The organism is Paraburkholderia fynbosensis (assembly GCF_902859935.1).
In the GTDB taxonomy this organism is placed as follows: Bacteria; Pseudomonadota; Gammaproteobacteria; order Burkholderiales; family Burkholderiaceae; genus Paraburkholderia; species Paraburkholderia fynbosensis.
This window is the reverse complement of record NZ_CADIKI010000014.1, coordinates 1-23,767: the sequence shown is the minus strand read 5'-3', so window position 1 is coordinate 23,767 and position 23,767 is coordinate 1. Positions and strand designations below refer to the sequence as shown.

General features: G+C 64.4%; 24 protein-coding genes and 1 pseudogene. 15 read left to right on the top strand and 10 right to left on the bottom strand.

The window, feature by feature from the left end:
- Nucleotides 1-23 precede the first annotated feature (23 nt).
- From HV770_RS22485 to mdcH, 8 genes are read left to right on the top strand one after another with little or no spacing between them, the layout of a single operon-like run.
- Entirely contained in the window at nt 24-797 is a 774-nt protein-coding gene (locus HV770_RS22485; protein ID WP_175163103.1) for a GntR family transcriptional regulator, read from the top strand.
- Nucleotides 798-805: 8 nt separating this feature from the next.
- Nucleotides 806-2,476 (top strand): malonate decarboxylase subunit alpha, encoded by a 1,671-nt coding sequence (gene mdcA / locus HV770_RS22480; RefSeq protein WP_175163101.1) that lies wholly within the window; start codon nt 806-808, stop codon nt 2,474-2,476.
- 2 nt (nt 2,477-2,478) lie between these two features.
- The gene (locus HV770_RS22475; RefSeq protein ID WP_175163099.1) at nt 2,479-3,513 is read left to right on the top strand and encodes a triphosphoribosyl-dephospho-CoA synthase; all 1,035 of its coding nucleotides are present in this window, start codon (nt 2,479-2,481) and stop codon (nt 3,511-3,513) included.
- Nucleotides 3,501-3,815, top strand: a complete 315-nt coding sequence (locus tag HV770_RS22470) for a malonate decarboxylase subunit delta (RefSeq protein WP_175163097.1) — start codon at nt 3,501-3,503, stop codon at nt 3,813-3,815. The genes HV770_RS22475 and HV770_RS22470 overlap by 13 nt, the downstream gene beginning before the upstream one ends.
- Complete coding sequence (locus HV770_RS22465) at nt 3,812-4,696, top strand: biotin-independent malonate decarboxylase subunit beta (RefSeq protein ID WP_175163095.1); 885 nt, start codon at nt 3,812-3,814, stop codon at nt 4,694-4,696. The genes HV770_RS22470 and HV770_RS22465 overlap by 4 nt, the downstream gene beginning before the upstream one ends.
- On the top strand, nt 4,693-5,508 hold the full coding sequence (gene mdcE / locus HV770_RS22460) for a biotin-independent malonate decarboxylase subunit gamma (protein WP_175163093.1): 816 nt from the start codon (nt 4,693-4,695) through the stop codon (nt 5,506-5,508). The genes HV770_RS22465 and mdcE overlap by 4 nt, the downstream gene beginning before the upstream one ends.
- Nucleotides 5,508-6,218 (top strand): malonate decarboxylase holo-ACP synthase, encoded by a 711-nt coding sequence (locus tag HV770_RS22455; RefSeq protein WP_175163091.1) that lies wholly within the window; start codon nt 5,508-5,510, stop codon nt 6,216-6,218. Before mdcE ends, HV770_RS22455 begins: the two co-directional genes overlap by 1 nt.
- Complete coding sequence (gene mdcH, locus HV770_RS22450) at nt 6,218-7,150, top strand: malonate decarboxylase subunit epsilon (protein WP_175163089.1); 933 nt, start codon at nt 6,218-6,220, stop codon at nt 7,148-7,150. Before HV770_RS22455 ends, mdcH begins: the two co-directional genes overlap by 1 nt.
- A gap of 147 nt (nt 7,151-7,297) precedes the next feature.
- Here mdcH and yjfF read toward each other — a convergent pair whose 3' ends face one another.
- The 5 genes from yjfF to HV770_RS22425 form a co-directional block, all read right to left on the bottom strand.
- A complete protein-coding gene (gene yjfF, locus HV770_RS22445; RefSeq protein ID WP_175163087.1) occupies nt 7,298-8,407 on the bottom strand; it encodes a galactofuranose ABC transporter, permease protein YjfF in 1,110 nt (369 codons plus the stop codon).
- Nucleotides 8,404-9,447 (bottom strand): ABC transporter permease, encoded by a 1,044-nt coding sequence (locus HV770_RS22440; RefSeq protein ID WP_175163086.1) that lies wholly within the window; start codon nt 9,445-9,447, stop codon nt 8,404-8,406. The genes yjfF and HV770_RS22440 overlap by 4 nt, the downstream gene beginning before the upstream one ends.
- On the bottom strand, nt 9,444-11,069 hold the full coding sequence (locus HV770_RS22435) for a sugar ABC transporter ATP-binding protein (RefSeq protein ID WP_175163084.1): 1,626 nt from the start codon (nt 11,067-11,069) through the stop codon (nt 9,444-9,446). The genes HV770_RS22440 and HV770_RS22435 overlap by 4 nt, the downstream gene beginning before the upstream one ends.
- Before the next feature lie 196 nt (nt 11,070-11,265).
- Nucleotides 11,266-12,252 (bottom strand): ABC transporter substrate-binding protein, encoded by a 987-nt coding sequence (locus HV770_RS22430; RefSeq protein WP_175163081.1) that lies wholly within the window; start codon nt 12,250-12,252, stop codon nt 11,266-11,268.
- A 213-nt stretch (nt 12,253-12,465) separates the two neighbouring features.
- Nucleotides 12,466-13,065, bottom strand: a complete 600-nt coding sequence (locus HV770_RS22425) for an alpha-ketoglutarate-dependent dioxygenase AlkB family protein (RefSeq protein ID WP_175163079.1) — start codon at nt 13,063-13,065, stop codon at nt 12,466-12,468.
- 160 nt (nt 13,066-13,225) lie between these two features.
- Between HV770_RS22425 and HV770_RS22420 the strand changes: the two genes are divergently transcribed.
- Complete coding sequence (locus HV770_RS22420) at nt 13,226-13,810, top strand: malonic semialdehyde reductase (protein WP_175163077.1); 585 nt, start codon at nt 13,226-13,228, stop codon at nt 13,808-13,810.
- A 58-nt stretch (nt 13,811-13,868) separates the two neighbouring features.
- Here HV770_RS22420 and HV770_RS22415 read toward each other — a convergent pair whose 3' ends face one another.
- A complete protein-coding gene (locus HV770_RS22415; protein WP_175163075.1) occupies nt 13,869-14,210 on the bottom strand; it encodes a hypothetical protein in 342 nt (113 codons plus the stop codon).
- 376 nt (nt 14,211-14,586) lie between these two features.
- Here HV770_RS22415 and HV770_RS22410 point away from each other — a divergent pair, with 376 nt between their 5' ends.
- The gene (locus HV770_RS22410; RefSeq protein ID WP_175163073.1) at nt 14,587-15,750 is read left to right on the top strand and encodes a metallophosphoesterase; all 1,164 of its coding nucleotides are present in this window, start codon (nt 14,587-14,589) and stop codon (nt 15,748-15,750) included.
- A 32-nt stretch (nt 15,751-15,782) separates the two neighbouring features.
- Here the strand turns inward: HV770_RS22410 and HV770_RS22405 are convergent, their stop codons facing one another.
- Nucleotides 15,783-16,307: a hypothetical protein gene (locus tag HV770_RS22405; protein ID WP_175163072.1), complete on the bottom strand. Its 525-nt coding sequence runs from the start codon at nt 16,305-16,307 to the stop codon at nt 15,783-15,785.
- A gap of 490 nt (nt 16,308-16,797) precedes the next feature.
- On the opposite strand from HV770_RS22405, the gene HV770_RS22400 reads away from it, so the two are divergent.
- The 3 genes from HV770_RS22400 (at nt 16,798) to HV770_RS22390 (ending at nt 18,070) form a co-directional block, all read left to right on the top strand.
- Nucleotides 16,798-16,941: a hypothetical protein gene (locus tag HV770_RS22400; protein WP_175163070.1), complete on the top strand. Its 144-nt coding sequence runs from the start codon at nt 16,798-16,800 to the stop codon at nt 16,939-16,941.
- A gap of 3 nt (nt 16,942-16,944) precedes the next feature.
- On the top strand, nt 16,945-17,652 hold the full coding sequence (locus HV770_RS22395) for an MgtC/SapB family protein (protein WP_121321507.1): 708 nt from the start codon (nt 16,945-16,947) through the stop codon (nt 17,650-17,652).
- Nucleotides 17,653-17,815: 163 nt separating this feature from the next.
- Entirely contained in the window at nt 17,816-18,070 is a 255-nt protein-coding gene (locus tag HV770_RS22390; RefSeq protein ID WP_111933499.1) for a GlsB/YeaQ/YmgE family stress response membrane protein, read from the top strand.
- Nucleotides 18,071-18,128: 58 nt separating this feature from the next.
- Here the strand turns inward: HV770_RS22390 and scpC are convergent, their stop codons facing one another.
- From scpC to HV770_RS22375, 3 genes are all read right to left on the bottom strand, one after another.
- Nucleotides 18,129-19,643, bottom strand: a complete 1,515-nt coding sequence (gene scpC / locus HV770_RS22385) for a succinyl-CoA:acetate CoA-transferase ScpC (RefSeq protein WP_175163400.1) — start codon at nt 19,641-19,643, stop codon at nt 18,129-18,131.
- Between the two features lie 199 nt (nt 19,644-19,842).
- Nucleotides 19,843-20,067, bottom strand: coding sequence for a hypothetical protein (locus HV770_RS22380; RefSeq protein WP_121321503.1), 225 nt, complete (start codon nt 20,065-20,067; stop codon nt 19,843-19,845).
- A 153-nt stretch (nt 20,068-20,220) separates the two neighbouring features.
- On the bottom strand, nt 20,221-22,398 hold the full coding sequence (locus HV770_RS22375; RefSeq protein ID WP_175163068.1) for an FUSC family protein: 2,178 nt from the start codon (nt 22,396-22,398) through the stop codon (nt 20,221-20,223).
- 199 nt (nt 22,399-22,597) lie between these two features.
- Between HV770_RS22375 and HV770_RS22370 the strand changes: the two genes are divergently transcribed.
- Together HV770_RS22370 and HV770_RS38820 are read left to right on the top strand one after the other, a co-directional pair.
- Complete coding sequence (locus tag HV770_RS22370) at nt 22,598-23,593, top strand: LysR family transcriptional regulator (RefSeq protein WP_175163066.1); 996 nt, start codon at nt 22,598-22,600, stop codon at nt 23,591-23,593.
- A gap of 56 nt (nt 23,594-23,649) precedes the next feature.
- Nucleotides 23,650-23,767, top strand: a pseudogene (locus tag HV770_RS38820) (carotenoid 1,2-hydratase); the annotation flags it as partial.

Below are 23,767 nucleotides of genomic sequence, written 5' to 3'. Positions count from 1 at the left end.
TTTTATATATAATATTTGATACTATGAGTGAAGCAACAGATGGTTTTCCCCTGGACGCCCCGGCACGCGGTCCGCTTTTGCCCGCGGCGGCGCCGCGCGAGAGCACTTCGCGTGTGATCGCGGAGGCCCTGCGCGCGGCAATCGTCGACGGCACGCTGGCGCCCGGCGCGCCGCTGCGCCAGGACGCGATCGCGCGGCACTTCTCGGTCAGCGCGATTCCGGTGCGCGAGGCGCTGCGGCAGATCGAGAGCGAAGGCTGGGTGAGAGCCGCGGTGCATAAAGGCGTGACAGTCGCGCCGTTGTCGGCGGATGAGGCACGCGAGATCTACGAGATCCGCTCCGCCCTGGAGAGCCTCGCCATCGGCCTTGCAATTCCGAACCACAGCGCCGCGACGCTGCGCGAAGCCGCAAACCTGTGCCGCGCCGCCGAAGGCGAGCCCGACCCGTCGCTGTACGTCGCGCGCAATGCCGCGTTTCACATGAGCCTGTATGCGCCCGCCGGGCGTCCGCAACTCGCGGACATGATCGGCATGCTGCATCGGCGCGGCGAACGGTATCTGCGTCTGAAGTTCGGCTTGCCTGCGTACAAGGGCGAGTCCGACAATGAGCACACGGCGCTGCTCGACGCCGTGCAGCGCCGCGACATCGCAATGGCCCAGTCGCTCGTCGTCGCGCATCTGCTCGGCACCGGCGAGCTGCTCCATCGTTTTCTGACCGAACGCGCGCAGGCGGAAGCCGCGCTTGCGAATCAACCGAAGCCGCGCGGCAGACGCCCGCGCACCACCACCGGGAGTTGACCGAGCCGATGAACCGCCCCGCCGAAGCCACTGCGTCACTACCCTCCGCCCGTTCATGGACCACGCGCCGCGACGAGAAGAGCCGTCGCCTCGCGGCCATCGCTCCGTGGCTCGAAGACGGCGTCCTGCCGACCCACCGCATCGTCGATGCGCTCGAAACGCTGATCCAGCCCGGCGACCGCGTCGCGCTCGAAGGCGACAACCAGAAGCAGGCCGACTTTCTGTCCCGCTCGTTCGCCAAGGTCGATCCGCAGAAGCTGCATGACGTGCATCTGCTGATTTCGAGCATCAGTCGTCCTGAGCATCTGACGCTGTTCGAGCGCGGCATCGCGCACAAGGTCGACTTTTCGTTTGCCGGGCCGCAGAGCTTGCGGGTCGCGCAACTGCTCGAAGACGGCCAGTTGGAAATTGGCGCGATCTATACGTACGTCGAACTGTACGCGCGCATGTTCGTCGATCTGACGCCGCACGTCGCGCTGCTGTGCGCGGAAAAGGCCGACCGCCACGGCAATCTGTACACGGGCCCGAATACCGAGGACACGCCCACCATCGCCGAGGCCGCCGCGTTCCGTCACGGCATCGTGATCGTGCAGGTCAACGAGATCGTCGACGAATTGCCGCGCGTCGACATTCCGGGCTCATGGGTCGACGTGATCGTGCAGGCGGACCGGCCATTCGCCGTCGAGCCGCTCTTCACGCGCGATCCGCGCCACATCGGCGACCTGCAGGTGCTCACCGCGATGATGGTGATTCGCGGCATCTACGAGCCGTATGGTGTGACCTCGCTCAATCACGGCATCGGCTTCGATACCGCGGCGATCGAATTGCTGCTGCCTACTTACGGCGAATCGCTCGGGCTAAAGGGCAAGATCTGCCGCAACTGGACGCTCAACCCGCATCCCACGCTGATTCCCGCGATCGAATCGGGCTGGGTCGACAGCATTCATTGCTTCGGCAGCGAGGTCGGCATGGAGGCCTATATCGAGGCGCGTCCCGACGTGTTCTTCACCGGCAACGACGGCAGCCTGCGCTCGAATCGCGTACTGTGCCAACTGGCCGGGCAGTACGGAGTCGATCTGTTCATCGGCTCGACTTTGCAGATCGACGCCGACGCGAATTCGTCGACCGTCACGCGTGGACGCCTCGCCGGCTTCGGCGGTGCGCCGAACATGGGCCACGATCCACGCGGCCGGCGTCATTCGAGCGAAGCATGGCTCAAGCTGCTGAAGGACCAAGGCCCGGTGTCGCGCGGCCAGAAGCTGGTCGTGCAACTGGCCGAGACGTACAAGAAAGGCGGCGAACCGACTTTCGTCGATGAACTCGACGCGGTCGCGGTCGGCGCGAAAAACGGCATGCCGGTTGCGCCGGTGATGATCTACGGTGACGACGTGAGCCACGTCGTCACCGAGGAAGGCATCGCGCATCTGCACAAGGCCGAGGGCATCGACGAGCGGCGCGCGGCAATCGCCGCCGTGGCCGGCGTCACGCCGATCGGCTTGCGCGCCAGGCCTGAAAAGACCGCCGGGCTGCGCCGGCGCGGCATCGTCGCGTATCCGGAAGATCTCGGCATCCGGCGCGGCGAAGCCAAGCGTTCGCTGCTGGCCGCACGCAGCATCGACGATCTGGTGACGTGGTCGGGCGGCCTGTACGCGCCGCCGGCGCGCTTCAGGAGCTGGTGACGATGGCGCCCGCTGCCTGGCTCAAGCGTGCGCAGGTGCGGTCGTGCGCGCTGGAGGGCGAGGCGCAATCGCCCCGCGCGGGTGCCCATGCCACGCGCGCCGATTCGCGCCGCGCCGCGCCCTCCGACGCGCAACTGGCCCACTATGCGAGCACCGCGCTGATCGATGAAGCGCAGCTCACGCCCAAGCCCGCGCTGGTCGACCAGCGCGGCAGCGGCGCGCATCGCGACCTCGATCTCGCGACGATGCTGTGTTCCGCACAGGCACTCGAACCGACCTTCGCGGCGCTCGCGCGCACAGCGCGCCGCCGTGGCGAACCGTCGGCGCTGCTGCGCACCGAACTCGCGCAGATCGGCCGCGCCGGCGAGCAGGACATGTTGCGGGCCACCGGCGGCAGCAATGCACACCGCGGCGCGATCTGGATCGTCGGCTTGCTGGTCGCGGGGGCGGCGATGGACGCCTGCGCGGTTTCGCCCGCGAGTACTTTCGCGGCTGCGTCCGATCGCCGGTCGACCGCCGGTCATACTGAGCATCCGGACGCATCGCAAATCTGCACGCGTGCCGCGCAAGTCGCCTGTTTCCCGGACCGCTTCGCCGCGCCCTCCGACAGTCACGGCGAACGCGCAAGACAGCGCTACCAGGTCGGCGGCGCACGCCGCGAAGCGCAAGACGGTTTCCCGCACGTAATCGACGTCGGCTTGCCCGCGCTGCTCGCGGCGCGTGCCAAAGGCATCGAGGAAAACGCCGCGCGCGTCGATGCATTGCTCGCGATCATGGCCTCGCTCGACGACACCTGCCTCCTGCATCGCGCCGGCTTGCCCGGCCTGCACGCCGGACAACACGGCGCACGCCGCGTGCTGCAAGCCGGCGGCAGTTCGACGCCCGCGGGCCGCGCCGCGCTCGCCGCACTCGAACACGAATTGCTGTCGCTCAACGCATCGCCCGGCGGCGCAGCCGATCTGCTCGCCGCCACCCTCTTTCTCGACATGCTGGCGCACCACCGCGCCGGCCGGAGCCCAGACCCATGGAACATCTGACCTTCGACTATCCGGCGCAACGCGCCGTCACGACCCGCGCGCATGTCGGCGTGGTGGGTTCGGGCGATCTGGAAGTGCTGCTCTCGCCCTCCGATCCCAGCGGCTCGCTCGCAGCCCATGTGGTCGTGCGCACCAGCGTCGACGGCTACAGCCACATCTGGAAAAGCGTGCTCGACCGCTTCTTCACCCGCTACGACGGCGCCGCGCAAATCGAAATCAACGACTTCGGCGCGACGCCCGGCGTAGTCGCGTTGCGGCTCGCCGAAGCGGTCGAAGCCGCCGAAGAAGGAGACGACGCATGAACACGAGTGTAAGCACCCATTGCGCGCCGCTATTGCGCGACAGTTTCATCGAACTGCCCGCGCGTGAACGCGCGCGCTCGCTGCTGGACGCGGGCAGCTTCCGCGAATTGCTCGGCCCGTTCGACAGGATCGAGTCGCCGTGGCTGCCGCTGCAGGGCGTGGTCTGCCAGGCCGACGACGGCTGCGTGATCGCGCGCGGCACGATCGACGGGGAGCCCGCCGTCATCGCTGCGATCGAGTCCGCGTTCCAGGGCGGCAGCATCGGCGAAGTCTCGGGCAGCAAGATCGCCGCGACGCTCGAGATGGCGCTGCGCGACTGCGAACGCGGCAAGCTCGTGCGTCCTGTCGTGCTGTTCGAAACCGGCGGCGTGCGGCTGCAGGAAGCGAATCTGGGTCTCGCGGTGATCGCGGAGATTCAGGCGGCGATCGTCGCGTTGCGCCGGCACGTGCCGGTGGTCGGCGTGATCGCGGGGATGGTCGGCTGCTTCGGCGGCATGTCGCTCGCGGCGGCGCTGTGCTCGTATCTGATCGTGACGAAGCAGGGCCGGCTCGGCATGAACGGCCCCGAGGTGATCGAGCAGGAAGCGGGCATCGACGAACTCGATGCGAGCGATCGCCGTCGCGTGTGGCAACTGATCGGCGGCGAACAGCGCACGGCGAGCGCGCTCGCCGATCAACTGGTCGACGACGATGCCGATGCGCTGCGCGCCGCCGTGCATGCGGCGTTCAAGCAAGGCGTGCCGGCCGCGCATCGCAGCGAACAGGTGGACGTGTTTCTGAACCGGCTCGCGCAGATCGACCCGGCCAGCGTCACACCGCAGAGCATGCGTGGCGTGTACAACCCCCGCGTTCAACACGTCGCGCGCAAGGAGCAAGCATGAGCCACATTCAATCGAGCCGCGGCGCGCGCTGGTTCCTTTCACTCGCCGGCGAACCGTCGGGTCAGGCGCCGGTATGGAGCGGTGATGCGCCGCTCGGCGGCGAGACGGCGCGCTTCATCGCGGTCGTGCCCGATCCCGCAAACCGCTTCCCGCGCGCAACCGACAACGTGGTCGGCCTCGAACAGGGCTGGCAGCTCGCGCGCGCCGTGCGCGAAACCATCGCGCTGGACAATGCGGGCGGCACGCGCCGGCCGATCGTCGCGATCGTCGATGTGAAGAGCCAGGCGTATGGCTATCGCGAGGAAATGCTCGGCATCCACCTCGCCTGCGCGGCCGCCGTCGATGCGTATGCGTCGGCGCGAGACGCGGGCCATCCGGTGGTCGCGCTGATCGTCGGGCCGGCGATGTCGGGCGCGTTCCTCGCGCACGGCTATCAGGCCAACCGCATCGTCGCGCTCGACGCGCCCGGCACGATGGTCCACGCAATGGGCAAGGAAGCGGCCGCGCGCGTCACGCGCCGCACGGTCGAAGCACTCGACGCGCTCGGCGAAACCATCGTGCCGATGTCGTATTCGATGGCGTCGTTTGCGAAGCTCGGGCTGCTCGATCAACTGATCGAAGGCGTCGATGCGGACGCGCCGGATGCAGCGCAGATCGAACGTGTGCGTCAGGTGTTGTGCGAGCAGGTTCGCAGCGCACGCGACGGTGGCCGCACGCTCGCGCATCGGCTGGAATCGGCGGCGGCGCAGAAGAATCGCGCGGCGTCGATCGAGGTGCGGCGGCGGCTTGCGCAACAATGGGATGCCGTGTGATGCGAGTTTGCGCGGCGCCGCCGTTCGTTGCCGAACACGCGTTGCCGTGCGATGCGCGGGGGCGTCCGCACGACCTGCTGTGTCTGCGGCAACTGCAGGTGTTCGATGACGAGCCGGCGTGGGTTCGTGACGCGTTCGAGCGCGCGCCGTATGCGGTCGTCAGACGCGCGCCGGCGCCAGAAGGCCTGGTGGCGATCGGCCTGCGCGGTGTCGAACGGGCGCAGCGTTATGGCACGTGGGCGCGTGCGGCCGATGTCGTGACTGTGGTCTCGCCGGAGAGCTTGCGGCAAACCGGGCCGCTGACCGGTCGCGATACGTTGCCTCCTTTCGCTGCCCTCGCCTTTTTGCAAAACTGCTCGGGCGGTCCATTGGCGGGTTTTGTCTGGGGACCGACGGGCAGCGCCGGTTTTGAACTGGCCACGCGTGCACCGGCAGTGAGCGAATCGAGCGATCTCGATCTTCTGATCCGCACGCCCGAACCGCTCGCGCGAGACAGCGCCCGCGCGTTGCTCGATCAACTGCAGGCGCTTGCGGAACGCATCGGCATCCGTGTCGATGCGCAACTCGAAACGCCAGCGGGTGGCGTCGCCCTCGCCGAGTGGGCTGCCGGCAAAGCGCGTGTGATGGTGCGCCATGCAAGCGGTCCGCAATTGCTTGCCGATCCGTGGGCGCAAACCATCGCTCGTACAACTCGAAGCGGTGCCGTCTGATGCTTGCGCTGCTTTTCCCCGGCCAGGGCGCACAGACCGATGGGCTCCTGCACAGTCTGCCGCAGCATCGCGCAGTGCGCGACACACTCGAAGAAGCCTCGCAAGTACTCGGCCTCGACGTGTTGACCCTGGACACGCCGGACGCGCTCCGTTCGACCGTTGCCGTGCAGGTCGGCTTGACGATCGCGGGCGTGGCCGTGACGCGCGCGTTGGCTGACGAACAGCTCGCGCCGGAGATCAGCGCGGGGCTGTCGGTCGGTGCGTATGCGGCAGCGGTGAGTTGCGGCGCAGTGCAGTTCGCTGACGCGTTGAAAATGGTGCGGCGGCGTGCCGAACTGATGGAAGCGGCATATCCGTCCGGATATAGCCTCGCGGCGATATCGGGCTTGACTGAGCATCAGCTGGAAACACTCGCCGCGCGGCATGCGGATGAGAACCGGCAACGCGTCTATATCGGCAATGTGAATGCGCCGCGCCAGATCGTCATGGCGGGCGCAAACGACGCGCTCGATGCGTTCATCGCCCGCGCAATGGCGGCGGGTGCGCGTAAAGCGACGCGGCTCGCGGTGAGCGTGCCGTCGCATTGCGAGTTGCTCGCGCAGGCCAGCGACGAACTGCTCGCCTACGTGAGCCAGGTCCCTTTTCAAGCGCCGCGCAGCACGTATATCGGCAATCGCGGCGGCCGACCGTTGTATACGGCCGACGCGATCCGTGACGATCTCGCCACCAACATGCGCTACACCGTGCGCTGGTTCGACGCGCTCACCGCAATGCAGGAAATGGGTGCGCGCGTGCTGATCGAGGCGCCCCCGGGGCAGGTATTGACCGACATTACGCGCGAGCATTTTCCGGATGCCGCAGCGCTTGCGGCCGGCGGTCTTTCGTTCGACAGACTGGTGGCGACGGCCCGGCGGCGGTTGGAGACTGGCTAACGCGGCCGTGAACGGTGATGTGGTCCGCATCCGCTTTGCACCAGCGCCAGCTTTTTCACCTTCAGCCCTCTGCACGGGGCGACGCTGCCCGAAACCGGAGGCAGGCAACTCAGCGCCCGAGTCAGGCCGCCGCGTGCGCAGCCCGCCTCACGCCTGCTCCGGCGTTCCCCGCCCAAGCACCTGCGAATCCGACGCCGTGGCCGATGTCTCGCCATGCGCGTGTCCATGCCCATGTCCCGGCGTCGTGACCGCGGCGGTGCCACCGGGGCGCCGCACCGACTTCGCGTGCCGCTCGATCAACCGTTGCAACAGACAGAACGCGCACAACAGCGCACCGATCACGATGCGGGTCCACCACGAGCTGAGCGTGCCATCGAACGTGATCAGCGTCTGGATCGTGCCGAGAATGCCGACGCCGAACAGCGAGCCGATCACATACCCCACGCCGCCCGTCAGCAAGGTCCCGCCGATCACGGTCGCCGCAATCGCGTCGAGTTCCATGCCCTGCCCCTGCAAGCCATAGCCCGACAACACATAGAACGTGAACACCGCGCCGCCCAGCGCGGAGCAGAAACCGCTCAGCGCATACACACCGATCCTCGTATGCGCGACCGGCAGACCCATCAGCAGCGCCGAACGCGGATTGCCGCCCACCGCATACACATTGCGGCCAAAGCGTGTGAAATGCGCGACAAAGATTGCGGCCAGCAGCGTCACCATCGCAATCAGCACGTTCGCCGTGACCGAGCCGATGCCGATGTCGAGACGAAACGCCGAGATCTTCTGGAACGTCGGATCGGTGATCGTGATCGATTGCGTCGTGATCAGAAAACACAGGCCGCGTGCGAAGAACATGCCGGCCAGCGTCACGATGAATGCCTGCAGACGGAAGAAATGAATCAGCGCGCCCTGCACCGCGCCGAACACGGTGCCCATCAGCAGCACGATCGGGATGATCACCCACACCGACAGATGCATGTGTTCGGACAGCACCGCCTCGACGATGGTCGTCAGCGCGACGACCGAGCCCACCGACAGATCGATCCCGCCCGACACGATCACGAACGTCATGCCAATCGCGACGATCAGCAGAAATGCGTTGTCGACCAGCAGATCGAGCAGCACCTGCCACGAGAAGAAACCGGTGTACATGACCGAGCCAAAGCCGAACAGCGCGCAGAACAACAGGATCGTGACGGCGATCGGCAACGTGCGCGGATCGACGACATGCGCCAGGGCATCAAGAAGTCGTTTCATCGTGCCACCCCGCGTTGCTTGAAGATCGACGCGCCGAACGACATCGCGAGAGCACGCGCCGCCGGCGACTGGATCACGCTGACCGCGAGGACCACGGCTGCCTTGACGACGAGCGTCGCCTCAGGCGGCACGCCGATCGAATAGGTCGTGTACGTCAGCGTCTGAATGATCAGCGCGCCCAGCACCGTTCCTGCAAAACTGAAGCGGCCGCCGAGCAGCGACGTGCCGCCGAGCGTCACCGCGAGAATCGCGTCGAGTTCGAGCAGCAGGCCCGCATTGTTGCCGTCGGCGCTGCGCACATTCGAGCTGATCAGGATGCCCGCCATCGACGCGGTCAGGCCCGAGAAGCCGTACACCGCGAATACGAGCGCCTTGGAGCGCAAGCCGACCAGACGCGTCGCCACCGGATTGACGCCGATCGCGCGAATGAAGAGGCCGAGCGCCGTGCCTTCGACGAGCGCCGCGGTCGCCAGCACCACCACCGTGGCGATCCACACCGAACACGGCACGCCGAGCCAGTAGCCGCCGCCGACGAACAGATAGCCGGGCGCGCCGATCGGAATGATCTGCCCGGCCGTCAGCAACTGCGCGATGCCCCGGCCCGCGACCATCAGGATCAACGTGGCGATGATCGGTTGCATACCGACAAAGGACACCAGCACGCCGTTCCACATGCCGCTCAACACGCCGACGATCAACGCCGCCACCAGCGCCTGCGCGACGAGCCCAGCGCTCGGTACGGGCTGCGTCGCGAGAATCGTGGCCGCGGCGGCACCGGCGATCGCCACCACCGCGCCGACCGAAATGTCGATGCCGCGCGTCGCGATCACCAGCGTCATGCCGATCGCGACGAGCACGAGCGGCGCGGCGCGATTGAGCACGTCGATCGGCGCGCCGAACAGATGGCCGTCGAGCATGCGCAGCGACAGGAAATGCGGATTCACCCACAGATTCAGGCCGCACAGCAACGCGAGCGTGACGCACGGCCAGATCAACGGACGTTCGACGCCGTCGCGCGCGAACCAGTTCGATAGCTTCATTCGCCGCTCCCCGCGATGAGTCGATAGATGTTGTCTTCGGTCGACGCCTTGCCGGCGACTTCGGCGATCTTGCGGCGGTCGCGCAGCACCGCGACGCGATGGCTCACGCGCAGCACCTCGCTGATCTCCGACGAAATGAACAGGATGCTCAGACCGTTCGCGCACAGCGCCAGCAGGCGGTCCATGATGTCGAACTTGGCGGCGACGTCGATGCCGCGCGTAGGTTCGTCGAGAATCAGCAGCTTGGGGTCGGTGGCGAGCCAGCGCGCGAGCAGAGCTTTCTGCTGGTTGCCGCCCGACAGCAGGCCAATCGGCTGTTCGGCGTCCGAGGCCTTGATGCCGAGCCGCTCGATCCACAGATCGGCCAGCTCACGCGCGCGCTGCCGGCTGATCTTGCGCCACCAGCCGCGCCGCGCCTGCAAGGCGAGCAGGATGTTCTCGCGGATCGACAGTTCGGCGACGATGCCCTCTTTCTTGCGGTCTTCCGCGCAATAGCCGATGCCGTGGCGCACCGCGTCGCGCGGCGAGCGCAGCCGCACGGGCTTTCCATCGACGAGAATCGTGCCGCTGTCCGCGCGATCCGCGCCGAACAGCAGGCGCGCGGTTTCGGTGCGGCCGGAGCCGAGCAGGCCGGCGAGGCCGAGAATCTGGCCGGGCTGAACGTCGAGATCGATTGGCTGCAGCGTGCCGCGCCGGCCGACGCCGCGCAGTTCCATGAACGGCTGCGCAGCCTGCGACGCCGGCACGCCCTCGTCAGACTCGTGCGCCGCTTGCGCTGCCTGCGCGTCGTGCGCGGCTTCGCGCAAACGCGCGCTCATGCGCTCGTGGCCGACCATTTTCGAGACGAGTTGATCGGCGGACAGATCGCGCGCGAGATATTCGCCCTCGCGCTCGCCATTGCGCATCACCGTGATGCGGTCGGAAATCGCATAGGTCTGTTCGATGAAATGCGTGACGAACAGAATCGCGATGCCCGATTGCTTAAGATGCCGAAGTATTTTAAAAAGCTGCGCGACTTCGCTGTCGTCGAGACTCGAAGTCGGCTCGTCGAGAATCAGCACGCGCGCGTCGACTGACAGCGCTCGCGCAATCGCCACCATCTGCTGCACGGCGATCGGATACGCGTCGAGCGAGCGTGTGACGTCGAGCGACACGTCGAGACGCGCCAGCGCAGCCTGGGCACGCCGCTTGATGTCGGGCCAGTCGATCGCGCCGAAGCGCCTCGGTTGCCGGCCCGCGAAAATATTCTCGGCCACCGACAGATTCGGGCACAGGTTCACTTCCTGATACAGCGTGCGGACACCGGCCGCTTCGGCCTCCTGCGGCGACGCGAACGCCACCACTTCGCCGCCGAGACGGATCGTGCCGGCATCCGGCGCGACCACGCCGGTGAGCACGTTGATCAAGGTGGACTTGCCAGCGCCATTCTGTCCCATCAGCGTGTGAACCTCGCCGGGAAAGAGACGGAAATCGACGCCTTGCAGCGCCTTCACGCCGGGGAATGTCTTGCTGACGCCGGCGGTGGCCAGAATGAGTTCGGGCGCGTTCGCGGCGCCCGTTGCGCCCTTCGCGCGGTGGGCACCGATAGCCGGCTGATTCGGTTCGAAAGCGGGATGGGTCATGGACCTCGCTCGATCGGCTATGCGTGGGTTCGGCAGGCTCCGGCGGCGTCCATCTGAAAAGAGACCGCCCGCTGCCGAAGCAGCCCGGGCGGCCAGGCACCACTGGAGAAACCTGTTCGATCTATCCGTACTGCGCGTGTTCTCTTCTGCGCGCCGCGACGCGGCGCTCATCATGAGGATAGCTGAGTACTTCGTTTCAGTACTTGCGTGTCGGCAGCGTCTGCGCTGCGACGCTCATCGGGAAGACCGTTTCTTCCGTGAGGATGCGCTTGGGCAGCGGCTTGCCGGCCACGACATCCTTGACCGCCGACATCAGTTGCGGCCCCAGCAGCGGGCTGCACTCCACGTCCACGTTCATCTTGCCTGCGGCCATCGCCTGGAAGCCGCCCTTGGTTGCATCGAACGACACGACGATGACGTCCTTGCCCGGATGCATACCGGCCTCTTCCATCGCCTGGATGGCGCCGAGCGCCATGTCGTCGTTATGCGCATAAACTACATTTATTTTATTTCCATAAGTTTTAATAAACGCTTCCATGACCTGCTTGCCGCCGGCCAGCGTGAAGTCGCCACTCTGCGACGCGATGATCTTGAATTTGGGATCATTCTTGATCACTTCCATCAGACCGGAGTGCCGGTCATTGGCGGGCGCCGAGCCGACCGTTCCCTGCAGTTCGGCAATGTTGACGGGGCCTTGGCTGCTTTTGTAGTGCTCTTCGAGCCAATGGCCGCCGCGCCGGCCTTCTTCGAGGAAGTCGGAGCCGATCATCGTCACGTACAGGGACGTGTCTTTGACGTCGATGTTACGGTCGGTGAGAATCACCGGAATTTTCGCGGCCTTGGCTTCGCGCAGCACCGGCTCCCAGCCGGATTCGACGACCGGCGAGAACGCGATCACATCGACTTTCTGCGCAATATACGAGCGGATCGCCTTGATCTGGTTTTCCTGCTTCTGCTGCGCATCCGAGAATTTGAGCTTGATCTTCGCGTCCGCTGCGGCGGATTTGACCGACTCGGTGTTGGCGGTTCGCCATGCGCTTTCCGCGCCGACTTGCGCGAAACCGAGCGTAATCTGTTTGTCCTGCGCATAAGCGCCGGGCGCGGTCAGCGTCAGCGCGCCGATGCCAGCGGAAAGTGCGAGCGCGCCCAACGCACGACATGCGGCACGTCGTGTATTCGCCATGACTGTCTCCTGATGTTGTTGTGTAGACGACCCAGCGAACCTGCCCAGCCCTCGCGGCCCTCATGGTGCGTGGATCGTGATGTAGCGTACTGTGCGACGCGTTAACCGTCCAATCATATGATTCGCACCGGCGATATCAATTCTGGTATCGCGGGCGGGGTCGGCTTGCGCCGGCTATGTGAGAGTGGATCGTTAAGCAAATTGGCGGGCGAACTAGCGTGCAGCCACTCGCGGCGTGACCCAGCGAAACGTCAGATTGATGCGCTCGCCGGCCACGCGCGGCTCCTTCGGCACCCGGTGCCGCCACTGCGCCTGAGTGGTGCCCTTCATCACGAGCAGGCTGCCGCCGTTCAGCGAAAACGACTGCACGACGCCCGTCTTGTTGTGCCGCAAGTCGAAAGTGCGCGCGACGCCCAGGCTAACCGACGCGATCACCGGCCGGGGGCCCAACTCGGGTTCGCGGTCCGCATGCCAGCCCATGCTGTCGGCGCCGCTGCGATAGCGGTTGAGCAGCACACTGTTGAAACGCGTGCCGCAGACAGCTTCGGCGGCCTCCTTCAGTTGCGCGACGGCCGGCGTCCACGGCTGCGGCACGTTGCGAATGCCCGAATAGACGTACACCGCATCCGGTTCGCCCTGCCAGGCGGTCAGCCGCGGCAGCGCGACACGGCCCGCGGGCGTGCCCATCGTGTCCTGACGCCACTGCACTTCGTCGATCAGTTGCATCAACGCCTGCGCCGCCGTGGCAGGCGTGAGCCAGTCGGGATACCAGTCGACGTCGGGCGTCGGCGGGTCGTCGAAAAGATCGGTCATACCGTTACCTGAATACCTGTGCGATTGCGCGAGCAAAACCTGCGAGCGTGAAAACCCCTGGCTATTATGGCGGCAACGACGCATGCGCTCACCCCGGCGCGTTGCGGTGTCATTCCAGTCTGTCACCCGTCTTTCATTTTTATTTCAACGGACCCTCATCATGACTCTTTCCGATCAGGCGCTCGATCAACTCTTTCGTGAGGCGCGCACGCATAACGGCTGGCTGCCGAAACCCGTCGACGACGCCCTCCTCAGGCAACTGATCGAACTGACGCTGCTCGGCCCGACCTCGGCAAATTCGAGCCCGGCCCGATTCGTCTTCGTCAAGACGGCGGAAGGTAAGGAAAAGCTGCGACCGGCGTTATCCGCGGGCAATCTCGGCAAGACGATGGACGCGCCGGTCACCGTAATCGTCGGGATGGATATGGCGTTCTACGAGCAGCTGCCGAAACTCTTTCCGCATGCGGACGCGCGCAGCTGGTTCGCCGGCAATGACCGCGCGATCGCGGACACGGCGTTTCGCAATTCGACGCTGCAAGGCGGTTATCTGATTCTCGCTGCCCGCGCGCTCGGTCTGGACACAGGTCCGATGTCGGGCTTCGACGCGGCCAAAGTCGACGAAGCGTTCTTTGCCGGCACAGCCGTGAAAGCGAACTTTCTGATCAATCTCGGTTACGGCGACCCGTCGAAATTGTTTGCGCGCAGCCCGCGCTTTTCGTTCGACGAAGCCGCCCGGATTGCGTGACGTTGCCTGAGGTCGTGTAACGCGCGGCGGACAGTCCGCCCGCGCGTCCAACTTGCGTTCAGGTGAGCAGCGCCACGTAGAACACCACGGTGCCGATCAACGCGCCGACAAAGCAGAAGCCCTCGTTGGCGTCGTCGTCACTCGAACTCGAGCCCGAACGCAACCAGGCACCGACGACGCCGAACAGTCCCGCGATACCCAGCGCGACGCACAGCATCACCACGCCGAATAGCGCGCTCTTACCTAGCTCGGAGAAGTCGATGTTGCGCACGCCGACGTACACGCCGATTGCCATCAGCGAAATGACGACGAGTGGCAGCATCACGTGACTGCCTTCGTATCCGACGTGGTGCGCATGATGCGCGTGGTGTAATTGTTGGCTCGATCTGAGCAGCTTCATGATGTGCCTCCCCCTCGCCCTCTTCCGGCGATAAAACCCGTCACTACCGAACCCCTGCGGCCCCATTGCGAGCGTCAAACGAACCGGTTCCCTTTGAGCATACTCCACGCACGAACACCATTCAAAGCCCATTTAATTAGCTTGCCCAGCGCCTTTCGACGCGCTTTCTGTAGCCGTGCCGATTGCTGCAACGCACGACCCTGTGGACGCCTTCGGGCACGCGGATCGAGCGCATCGTGCCGGGTAATTTTGCGCTGCCGGCGCGCGTCGGTACATGCCGGTAGAATGGTTCGCCCGGCCGCGAACCGCATCGCCGCCGACGATTCGCCGCCACCCTTGTGCACCGTGTCGGCCCCTTCCCGCCCTGATCCTCTTTATGCGCCGCTCATCCTTTCTTGTTCGCATCATCCTGATTGGCATCCTGCTGCATATCTACGTCGGCTTGCGTCTAATTCCGGACATGCCGATCGACGCCACCGGCCGCTGGTTGAGCGTGTTATGGCTCGTGCTGTCGATTTTCCTGATTCCGTTGGGCATGATGGCGCGCAGCATCAAGCGGCAACCGCTCGGCGACCGGCTCGCATGGGTCGGGCTGCTGGCGATGGGCTTCTTTTCGTCGCTGCTGGTGCTGACCTTCGCGCGCGACCTCGCACTCGCCTCTCTGCTGACTGTGGATGCGATCTGGCCAAACACCATCACGATCGCGCATTGGCGGACGGGCTCAGCGGCAGCGGTGCCGTTGCTTGCGCTGCTCTCGACGCTGATCGGTCTGTTCAACGCACGTCGCCGCGCGCGGGTCGTAACGATCGAGGTGCCGATCGACGATTTGCCTGCGGCGCTCGACGGCTTCACGATCGTGCAGATCAGCGATATCCACGTCGGCCCGACTATCAAAGGCCGCTATGTGGATGCAATCGTCGACGCGGTGAACCGGTTGAAGCCGGATCTGATCGCAGTGACCGGCGACGTGGTGGACGGCAGCGTGCCGCAACTGACCCAACACACGCAGCCGTTGTCACGGCTCAGCGCACGTCACGGCGCATTTCTCGTGACAGGCAACCATGAGTACTACGCCGGCGCGAATGCGTGGATCGCCGAATTCCGCAGGCTGGGATTGAACGTACTGCTTAACGAGCATGTGATCGTCGATCACGACGGCGCGCGCGCAGTCATTGCCGGTGTGACCGATTACTCGGCGGGCCATCACGACCCCTTGCACCGCAGCGATCCCGTCGCGGCGCTCGCGGGCGCGCCCGGCGACGTGCTGATCAAGGTGCTGCTCGCCCACCAGCCGCGCTCCGCCGAAGCGGCTGCGGCGGCGGGCTTTACGTTGCAGTTGTCCGGCCATACGCACGGCGGCCAATTCTTCCCGTGGAATTTCTTCGTGCGGTTTCAGCAACCGTTCACGGCCGGTCTCGCACGTCTGAACGGGTTGTGGGTGTACACGAGTCGAGGCACCGGCTACTGGGGACCGCCGAAGCGCTTGGGCGCTCCTTCCGAAATTACGCGCCTGCGGCTCGTGCCCGGCGAGCCGGACTGAGCTGAATGAGCCGAACGTGGCGGAGTCGACCGCTACTGGGCTGGCGCCACGGCCACGCTCACTTGCGGCGCATACGTCACGGACACTTGCATGCCCGCCGCCAGATTGGCGACCGCGTCCGGCGTGCGGCTCTCGATATGGAACACCGAGCCGTTTGCGCCTTTGAGCGCCAGCACACCGGCTGAACGATCCACCGCTGTGACTTCGGCCGTCACATTCTGCATCGTGTCGCGCCGCGCTCCCTGAGCGAGGCTGCCTTTACCGTCCCCGCCGTCCGTGACACGGATCACCGCGTTGCGGATCATCTGGATATGGACCTTGCTGCCCGGCCGGATTTGCGTGAGATTGCGAGCATCCGTGACGGTGAACGAGCCTTCGCCACCTTGCGCGTCGAGCACGGTCAGCGACTGTTTCGTCTGGTCGATCGATTTGACGACGCCGTCCGCCTGCAACAGGCTGCGGCCTTCGAACGGTGCGGGCAGACCCGCGGCGAACGACACCAGCGGAGCGACCGCCAACAATGCGCCGGCAATCACACCGGAAGCTTTGACTTTCATACATTCCTCGATTGGGCTGAACAGCGGCAGAGCGCCGACGTCGTGCTGATGAATGGTCCACGCGAACATGAAACAGAGCGACGAAAAGCAAACCTGATTTGAACAGTGCCACTACTGGACACGTTCCGAAGTGTTCAGGCAGTTTGTTTTCCGGGATGGAGTCCGTCAATATTCGGAGTCCGCATTTGAGCAAGGATTGTTCTCCGATGGCGTCGGAAATTTCAGAGAAGAACTGCCAATGGATTCGGCCGCCCCGTTCAATCGGCTTGACTTGCCTTCGCTCCGCCGCCTAAAATTCGGCCACTTCTTTTTAACCGGAATAACGATCTTGGACAGTAGCAGTCGTCCCCGAGCTGCGCTTCGCCCGCTCGCCTGATCGGCAGGATTTCCGCGTCAGTCTTTACCTGCCGCCGTCTTGCCTCCTGGCCTGATGGCGCGCTTCGCTCACTACCCTCGCACTGGCGGGTGAATCCCAGCATGGCGCATTGCCATGCCGATGCTTCACGCCATTACGTTTCGCGAGCCGTTGCTCGCGTGCATCGCCACGACTGATCCACGCGCGTCCATGACCCATGACGCGCTGCTGTCACGCGTCGTGTTCACACTGCGCGAACCTGCGCTTCAACCTTACTGAACAATGACACTCGAATTCGTCTGGCGGCTGCTTGCCGCTTTCGCCTGCGGCGTCGCCATCGGCCTCGAACGGCAGATACGTCAGCGCAATGCAGGACTGCGCACCATTACGCTGGTCGCGAGCGGCGCGTGCCTGTTCGTTACGCTCGGCGTACTGACCGGCACCGGGACGGCCGGCGTCACCCAGATCGCCGCGTATGTGGTCTCCGGCGTCGGCTTTCTCGGCGGCGGCGTGATCATGCGCGACAAAGGCTCCATTCAGGGGATCAACACCGCCGCGACGCTATGGTGCTCAGCGGCGGTGGGCGTACTGTGCGGTGCGGGTCATTACGGCCCGGCGCTCGCAGGCACGGCAGTCGTATTGCTGACCAATACGGTGCTGCGCGAAGTTAGCCGTACTATCAATGCGACGCCGGTTTCAAACGCCGACCTGATTCGCGAGTACGTCTTGACGGTTGTCTGCCGCGAGGCCGATGAGATCCACATTCGCACCGCCATCTCCAACTCGATGTATTCGACGCCGCTGTCGTTCCAGAGCCTGACGAGCGAGGACGTGGAGAGCGATCCCGGCCGTATTCGCGTGACGGCGACGCTCAAGCTGCATCCGAAAGACCAATCGAAGCTCGAACAGATGGCCAGCCGCCTCAGCATGGAAAAGAGCGTGTCCAGCGTCAGCTGGACGGCACGCGAGGCGGAGCCGACGCCAGAGTGATGCGCGACTCGTCATGCTCCCCATGTCGGCATGCATCGTCTACACTTACACGGCAGCAGATTCAAACAATGTCAATTCCTCGTCCGCAACATGGACTGTCCGATCAGCTTCGACTAAGCTCTAGCCGCGTGATTTGTTCTCACTCAACCTTGGAGTCTCGAATATGGAACACGGCATCATTGCATGGCTCATCATCGGTGCGATCGCGGGCTGGCTGGCCGGCGTGCTGGTCAAAGGCGGCGGCTTCGGCCTGATCGTCGACATCATTGTCGGGATTGTGGGCGCGTTCATCGGCGGCTGGCTCGCCGGTGTGCTGCATATTTCGCTGGGCGGCGGCTGGATCGGCTCGATCATCACCGCGGTGATCGGCGCGGTCATTCTATTGTTTCTTATCCGGCTCGTGCGACGAGGCGGCTGAGCGCAGCACTTGATGTCCGAACGCGTCAGGGGCGAATGCCACCTGACGCCACATTGCTTTAAAGCACTGCTTCCATTGCCTGCAACATCGAGCCGGTGTCACGCAGCCGCGCATGCCAGGCGAAAACCTGGTCCAACCGATGCGGCGTCTGCCCTCCTCCTTGCAACGCGTCCCGATAGTAGTCTCGCAGCAGATCGCGATACAACGGATGCGCACAGTTTTCGATGATCAACGTCGCCCGCTCGCGCGGTGCCAGGCCGCGCAGATCGGCGAGCCCCTGCTCCGTCACGACCACGTCGACGTCGTGCTCGTTGTGATCGCAATGCGGCACCATGGGTACGATGCTCGAAATGCGGCCGTCCTTCGCGGTCGACTTGGTGGCGAAAACCGCGCACGACGCGTTGCGCGCAAAGTCGCCCGAGCCGCCGATGCCGTTCATCATGTGCGTGCCGCCCACGTGCGTGGAATTTACGTTGCCGTAGATGTCCAGTTCGAGCGCAGTGTTCAACGCGATCAGCCCGAGCCGGCGAATGACTTCAGGATGATTGCTCACTTCCTGCGGACGCAGGACGAGACGATCGCGATAGCGTTCGAGTTCGCCGAACACCTGCGCCTGCCGCGCGGCCGACAACGTGATCGACGCCCCTGAGGCGAACGTCACCTTACCTGCGTCCATCAGATCGAAGGTCGAATCCTGCAGTACTTCTGAGTAAATTTCGAAGGCGTCGAAAGGCGAATCGACGAACCCGCCCAGCACTGCGTTCGCGATCGTGCCAATGCCGGCCTGCAACGGCGGCAACTGCCTGGGCATGCGAGCGCGCGATACTTCGTGCTGGAAGAATTCGATCAGATGACCGGCGATCAGCTCGGTCTCCTCGTCCGCCGGCAGCACCGTCGACGAACTGTCGCCCTTATCGGTGATGACGATCGCCGCAATCTTCTCGATCGGAATCTCGATGGCCGGCGTGCCGATGCGATCGTGCGCATGAATGATGGGCAGCGGCTCGCGGTTCGGCCTACGGCCCGGAATCCAGATGTCGTGCAGCCCTTCGAGCGCGAGCGGCTGCGCGAGATTGATTTCGACGATCACCTTGTCGGCGAGGATCGCAAAGCTGGCCGAATTGCCGACCGAGGTCGTCGGCACGATGCCGCCGGTCTCGGTGATCGCGGCCGCTTCGATAATCGCGACGTCGAGTTTGCCGAGCTGATTTGCGCGCAGCATCTCGACGGTTTCGGACAAATGCTGATCGACGAACATGACTTCGCCGCGATTGATCGCGTCGCGCAAGGTCTTGTCCACCTGGAACGGCAGACGGCGTGCGAGTACGTGCGCCTCGGTGAGCATGCGGTCCACGTCGTGACCGAGCGAGGCCCCCGTCATCAACGTGATACGCAGCGGCTTGCCTTCCTCACGGGCCCGTTGCGCAAGCGCAACCGGCACGGCCTTCGCGTCGCCCGCGCGCGTGAAACCGCTGGCGCCGACGCGCATGCCGTCCTGAATCAGCAACGCCGCTTGTGCAGCCGAGGTGATCTTTCCGCGCAGCGCGGCACAACGAATCCGGTCTTCGTACATGAAACTCAGTCTCTCCATAGTCATCGATCCAGTCTACCGGTGCGCACGTCTGCGGTGTGCTTCGCTCAATAGCCGGATTGCCGCACCGGCCGCGGCGTCTCGATGGAACGGCGTCGCGGCCTGGTGTTTCATCGCGGGCGACGTGCTCGCGACGGGTCTTGCAAATACTTCAGGTGTTGCATGCGGCGCATGCCTGGCTTTAGCTGCCGAAATAGATGCTGCAGAAGCTCACAGGACCGACACACTCCTCCAGCCGGGCCTTCGGCGCGGTGCTGCGCTTCGGTGCGACGACGTTGCTCGTGCGCGGCGCGTCGGCTTGCGCAACCTGTTGCTCCGGTGCCGCGGCTGCCGCGGGCGCAGTTTGCGCATGGGCGACGGCGGCGGACAAAGAACAGGCTATAAGGACAATCTTCAACACTTTCATCTCGTTCTCCAGTACTTACGATGACTGCGTGGCAGTGATGAAACTATATGACCGTCACCTACGCGGATAAAGCGGCCTGCCAGAAAGTCATCCTTCCAGCTCGCGGAAGGATCAGTGGGAATCGGCGCCAGCGAGCGAGTCAAAGTCCGGCGTTCAACGCGCGTTGAACGGCGCGTCCTTGTCGAGCAGTGCGGTACGAATGAAGTGCAGGCAGCTCAGGATGCGCTGCAAATCGTGGCGTCTGCCGCGATCCGCGTGCACCGTTTGCAGTATGTCCTGCGCAATCCACGTGGCCGAGCGCACGGAGGTGAGCGCACGTTCGAGCGCGCGTGTGTCCGGCCGCTCGAAGAGTTGTGCGAGGTCATCGCAGGTGCGCTCGATCGCGCTGTGCCAACGTGGATGGAGCGCGTGTGCATAGGCGGCGTACGCCGTCTCGTTGCGCAGATCGATCGCGGCGCGACCGGCTTCGAGCGTGGCGAGCATCCAGCGCAATGCATCGCGACGGCGACGGGATCGCCGCGTCAGGAGCATTCGCAATTGCGAGGTCAGATCATGCGTGCCCGACTGGAAGCGCTGGCTGAGTCCGCGCAATTCGCCCTTGCAGGCGGACACCGCTTGCGCACGCAAGTCGCCCATGATCCGCTCGATGAGCCAAGGCATGTCGGCGGGAAAAACCACCGCAAAGACGATCGCGGCGAGCAGCATCGACGCAATGAGCGCAATGCCGTTGTTGATGAGCAGATCCGGCGCATAGGTGACGACATTGTCCGGTCCCGCGAGCAGGCAGAAAAATACTGAGAAGCCGATGCCGTATCCGGCTGCATGCTTGCGCGTCGCGATGAACGCGCCTAGTGCGAGCACTGGCGCGAGCGTTATGCATAGCAGCGGAAAGCCATCGATGTTGGGATACACGTAGCACGTGAAGAGATAGCCGGTCATCGTCGCAAACATGGCGCCGACCGCCATCTGCAGGGCCATTTTCGTCGCGTTCGGCGAGGTCGAGGTGAGCGCGCACGCCAGCGCCGTGCCGATCACGGCAAAGCCGCCGCTCGGCCAGTCGGTTGCAATCCAGAACCAGCCGACGATGGCCATCGCCACAGCGGAGCGAACAAACGCAAACGCGACGACGAAGCTGTTGGTCCGGCTCACATAGCGGCTGAAGTCGCGCTGCGAGCTGACCGGTTTGCGCCGCGCCAGCGACGCGTAAGTCTCCGAGTAGCGAATCCATTCGTCGACGAAGCGGTATAGCAGTTCCGCTGCCGTATCGAAGTCGGCCAGCGATTCGACGAGCACGGGTTTCAGCGGCCGCCTCGTTTCGCGCACACGGCGCGGCAGGCCCGCCTGAAAGAGGCGCAAGCGGACCGCTACGCCTGAGGCATCAAGGGTCGCTTCCAGTCGTGGCGCCAACAGCGTGGACAGCTCATCGAAGTACGGCCTGATTGCGGCGAGCGTCGGCGTCGAGCCATTTGTGCGCAGACGTTTGAGCAGTTGATGCAGCGCGTGCAAACGCGCGCATGCATCCATGAATTCGCCGTTCAGACGGCCGAGGTGTTGACGGCGAGAACGCATCGCGGGATCTTCAAAGGCGGCGAACGAGCGCGTCGCCTCGAAACCGACGATCTCGTCGACCATGTCCGCAAAGCGCCGCTCAAATTGACCACGCTCGATTCCGCAGCCCAGCACCTGCGCGGCGAACACCGTAAAATTCGCATACCGGATCCGCAAGGCATGGCCCAGTGCGAGGCTGGAGCGCTGCGGCACGATCAGCGCACTCACCGCACTCGAGCAGATAATGCCGACTGCCACTTCCGCGGCACGTGTGAGCGCCGCAAGAAACAGGGCGTCCGGCGCGGTAACGTTCGGAATGCCAATCAAAGCGGCTGTGTAACCCGCCAGCACAAAACCGTACCATCTGAAATGCCGATATCGGACTGCCGCGGCAATGCACGCGCTCACCCACCCGATCATGCCGAGCATGTACAACTCGGGCTGTTGGACGAACAATGCGCCGAGCACGATGGCGGCGACTGTCCCGGCCGCCGTCCCGAGAATGCGGTAGAAACCCTTGGCGAGTACCATTCCGCTGAACGGTTGCATTAGCACGAACACCGTGGTCATCGCAATGCGCGGTTGCGGCAGGTCGAGCAGCATCGCGATGCCCAGCGCCAGCAGACCGGCGGTGACCGTTTTCAGCAGATGCAGCCAGGTCAGGCCATCGCTGTTCGCCCAGTCGCGAATGGCGGGACGGAAGCTTCGCCGGCTGAACGCCTGCCACAGGATGCTCCACGAGCGGAAGCAGTCCGTCGGTTTGATCGCATGATTGCGTTTCATCTGAAGGCAATGCGCCGCAGTTGGTCGCTGAAAGAAGCGCCGGCGAAGACTGCGCACACCGGCAGGCAAGGCGCCGATTTTAGGAGCATGCTATGTGCGCATTAAGGGCACCGGTACGGAACGTCTCTTCCAGAACGAACAACAATGCAGGTACGAGATAGGCGGACAATATGGCTTCTGCCGTGAAATAGAAGGATTGATGGATACGTTACAAAATATGCGAGTGTTCGTGCGCGTGGTTGAGGCCGGTAGCTTTACCGCGGCCGCGCAGTCGCTCAATTCGACGACGGGCGCTATGTCACGCGCAGTCTCCGAACTCGAGGCGCATCTGCGTACGCGCCTATTGAACCGTTCGACGCGACGGCTCGCGCTGACCACTGCCGGTGAGCGCTATCTGAAGCGCTCGCAGCAGATACTTGCGGATATCGACACCGCGGAAGAAGAAGCCAGTTGCGCGCACGAGCGTCCGGCAGGCGCATTGCGCATGCATAGCTTCGCGAGCATCGGTCAGCATTACTTGTTGCCGGCTATTTCGCGTTATCGCGCGCTTTACCCGGAGGTGACCGTCGAGTTGTCGTTATCGCAACGCATGCCCGATCTTTTCGAAGGCAGCGCCGATGTCGCGGTGATCGGAGCGTCGAGTCTGCCGAACTCGGATCTCGTATCGCTGCCACTGGGGACGACTTTCAGCATCCTGTGCGCGTCGCCCGCCTATACGCGCGCGCACGGCGCCCCGCAGACACCGGCCGATCTGGCGCACCACGAATGTCTGATTCTGCATACCCCGGCCTTTCCGCCGCACGAATGGGTGCTGGACGGCCCGCATGGCAGTGAGACGATGGTGGTGAACGGTCCTGTGCAGGTGAACATCGCGGAATCGTTGATCGTGGCGATTCGCGAAGGCATGGGTATCGGCATGGTGCCGCTTTACTCGGCCATCTCCGGGTTGCGTGATGGCTCATTAGTGCGGGTGTTACCGGACTATACGCTGCAAAAGACGAATGTCTATGCGCTGTATCCATCGCGCAAGTTCATCGATGCAAAGACTCGGACATGGGTCGAGTTTCTGCGAACACACCTGCCGACGGTTATTGCGCGCGATGAGGCGTTGCTTGCTGAAGTTGGGCAAGCGGAGGCTGGTGATAGTGAGTTGCCTATTGCAGGAAGCGGCCACGGGGATATCGCGACCCAGTGAGTTGAGATGACGATGGGCGCCGTTGGCTGGATTTTGCTGTGGCGGCGCCGAAGACGGGTCCGCTCGAATTCACACCGGTTCGCACCTGGCGCTCTCCGCGCACGAACACGCTGTATCCCGTTTCGATGGCCGTCAGGACAGGGACGCTGAGGTGGCGACTGGATCCGCTGATGG

Coding starts and splice junctions, on each gene's coding strand:
- HV770_RS22370 (WP_175163066.1), top strand. CDS start 22,598: ATGGATACGTTACAAAATATGCGAGTGTTCGTGCGCGTGGTTGAGGCC.
- HV770_RS22435 (WP_175163084.1), bottom strand. CDS start 11,069: ATGACCCATCCCGCTTTCGAACCGAATCAGCCGGCTATCGGTGCCCAC.
- HV770_RS22425 (WP_175163079.1), bottom strand. CDS start 13,065: ATGACCGATCTTTTCGACGACCCGCCGACGCCCGACGTCGACTGGTAT.
- HV770_RS22420 (WP_175163077.1), top strand. CDS start 13,226: ATGACTCTTTCCGATCAGGCGCTCGATCAACTCTTTCGTGAGGCGCGC.
- HV770_RS22475 (WP_175163099.1), top strand. CDS start 2,479: ATGGCGCCCGCTGCCTGGCTCAAGCGTGCGCAGGTGCGGTCGTGCGCG.
- HV770_RS22455 (WP_175163091.1), top strand. CDS start 5,508: ATGCGAGTTTGCGCGGCGCCGCCGTTCGTTGCCGAACACGCGTTGCCG.
- HV770_RS22375 (WP_175163068.1), bottom strand. CDS start 22,398: ATGAAACGCAATCATGCGATCAAACCGACGGACTGCTTCCGCTCGTGG.
- HV770_RS22440 (WP_175163086.1), bottom strand. CDS start 9,447: ATGAAGCTATCGAACTGGTTCGCGCGCGACGGCGTCGAACGTCCGTTG.
- HV770_RS22405 (WP_175163072.1), bottom strand. CDS start 16,307: ATGAAAGTCAAAGCTTCCGGTGTGATTGCCGGCGCATTGTTGGCGGTC.
- HV770_RS22430 (WP_175163081.1), bottom strand. CDS start 12,252: ATGGCGAATACACGACGTGCCGCATGTCGTGCGTTGGGCGCGCTCGCA.
- HV770_RS22410 (WP_175163073.1), top strand. CDS start 14,587: ATGCGCCGCTCATCCTTTCTTGTTCGCATCATCCTGATTGGCATCCTG.
- HV770_RS22415 (WP_175163075.1), bottom strand. CDS start 14,210: ATGAAGCTGCTCAGATCGAGCCAACAATTACACCACGCGCATCATGCG.
- mdcA (WP_175163101.1), top strand. CDS start 806: ATGAACCGCCCCGCCGAAGCCACTGCGTCACTACCCTCCGCCCGTTCA.
- mdcE (WP_175163093.1), top strand. CDS start 4,693: ATGAGCCACATTCAATCGAGCCGCGGCGCGCGCTGGTTCCTTTCACTC.
- HV770_RS22395 (WP_121321507.1), top strand. CDS start 16,945: ATGACACTCGAATTCGTCTGGCGGCTGCTTGCCGCTTTCGCCTGCGGC.
- yjfF (WP_175163087.1), bottom strand. CDS start 8,407: ATGAAACGACTTCTTGATGCCCTGGCGCATGTCGTCGATCCGCGCACG.
- HV770_RS22400 (WP_175163070.1), top strand. CDS start 16,798: ATGCCGATGCTTCACGCCATTACGTTTCGCGAGCCGTTGCTCGCGTGC.
- HV770_RS22470 (WP_175163097.1), top strand. CDS start 3,501: ATGGAACATCTGACCTTCGACTATCCGGCGCAACGCGCCGTCACGACC.
- scpC (WP_175163400.1), bottom strand. CDS start 19,643: ATGTACGAAGACCGGATTCGTTGTGCCGCGCTGCGCGGAAAGATCACC.
- mdcH (WP_175163089.1), top strand. CDS start 6,218: ATGCTTGCGCTGCTTTTCCCCGGCCAGGGCGCACAGACCGATGGGCTC.
- HV770_RS22465 (WP_175163095.1), top strand. CDS start 3,812: ATGAACACGAGTGTAAGCACCCATTGCGCGCCGCTATTGCGCGACAGT.
- HV770_RS22380 (WP_121321503.1), bottom strand. CDS start 20,067: ATGAAAGTGTTGAAGATTGTCCTTATAGCCTGTTCTTTGTCCGCCGCC.
- HV770_RS22485 (WP_175163103.1), top strand. CDS start 24: ATGAGTGAAGCAACAGATGGTTTTCCCCTGGACGCCCCGGCACGCGGT.
- HV770_RS22390 (WP_111933499.1), top strand. CDS start 17,816: ATGGAACACGGCATCATTGCATGGCTCATCATCGGTGCGATCGCGGGC.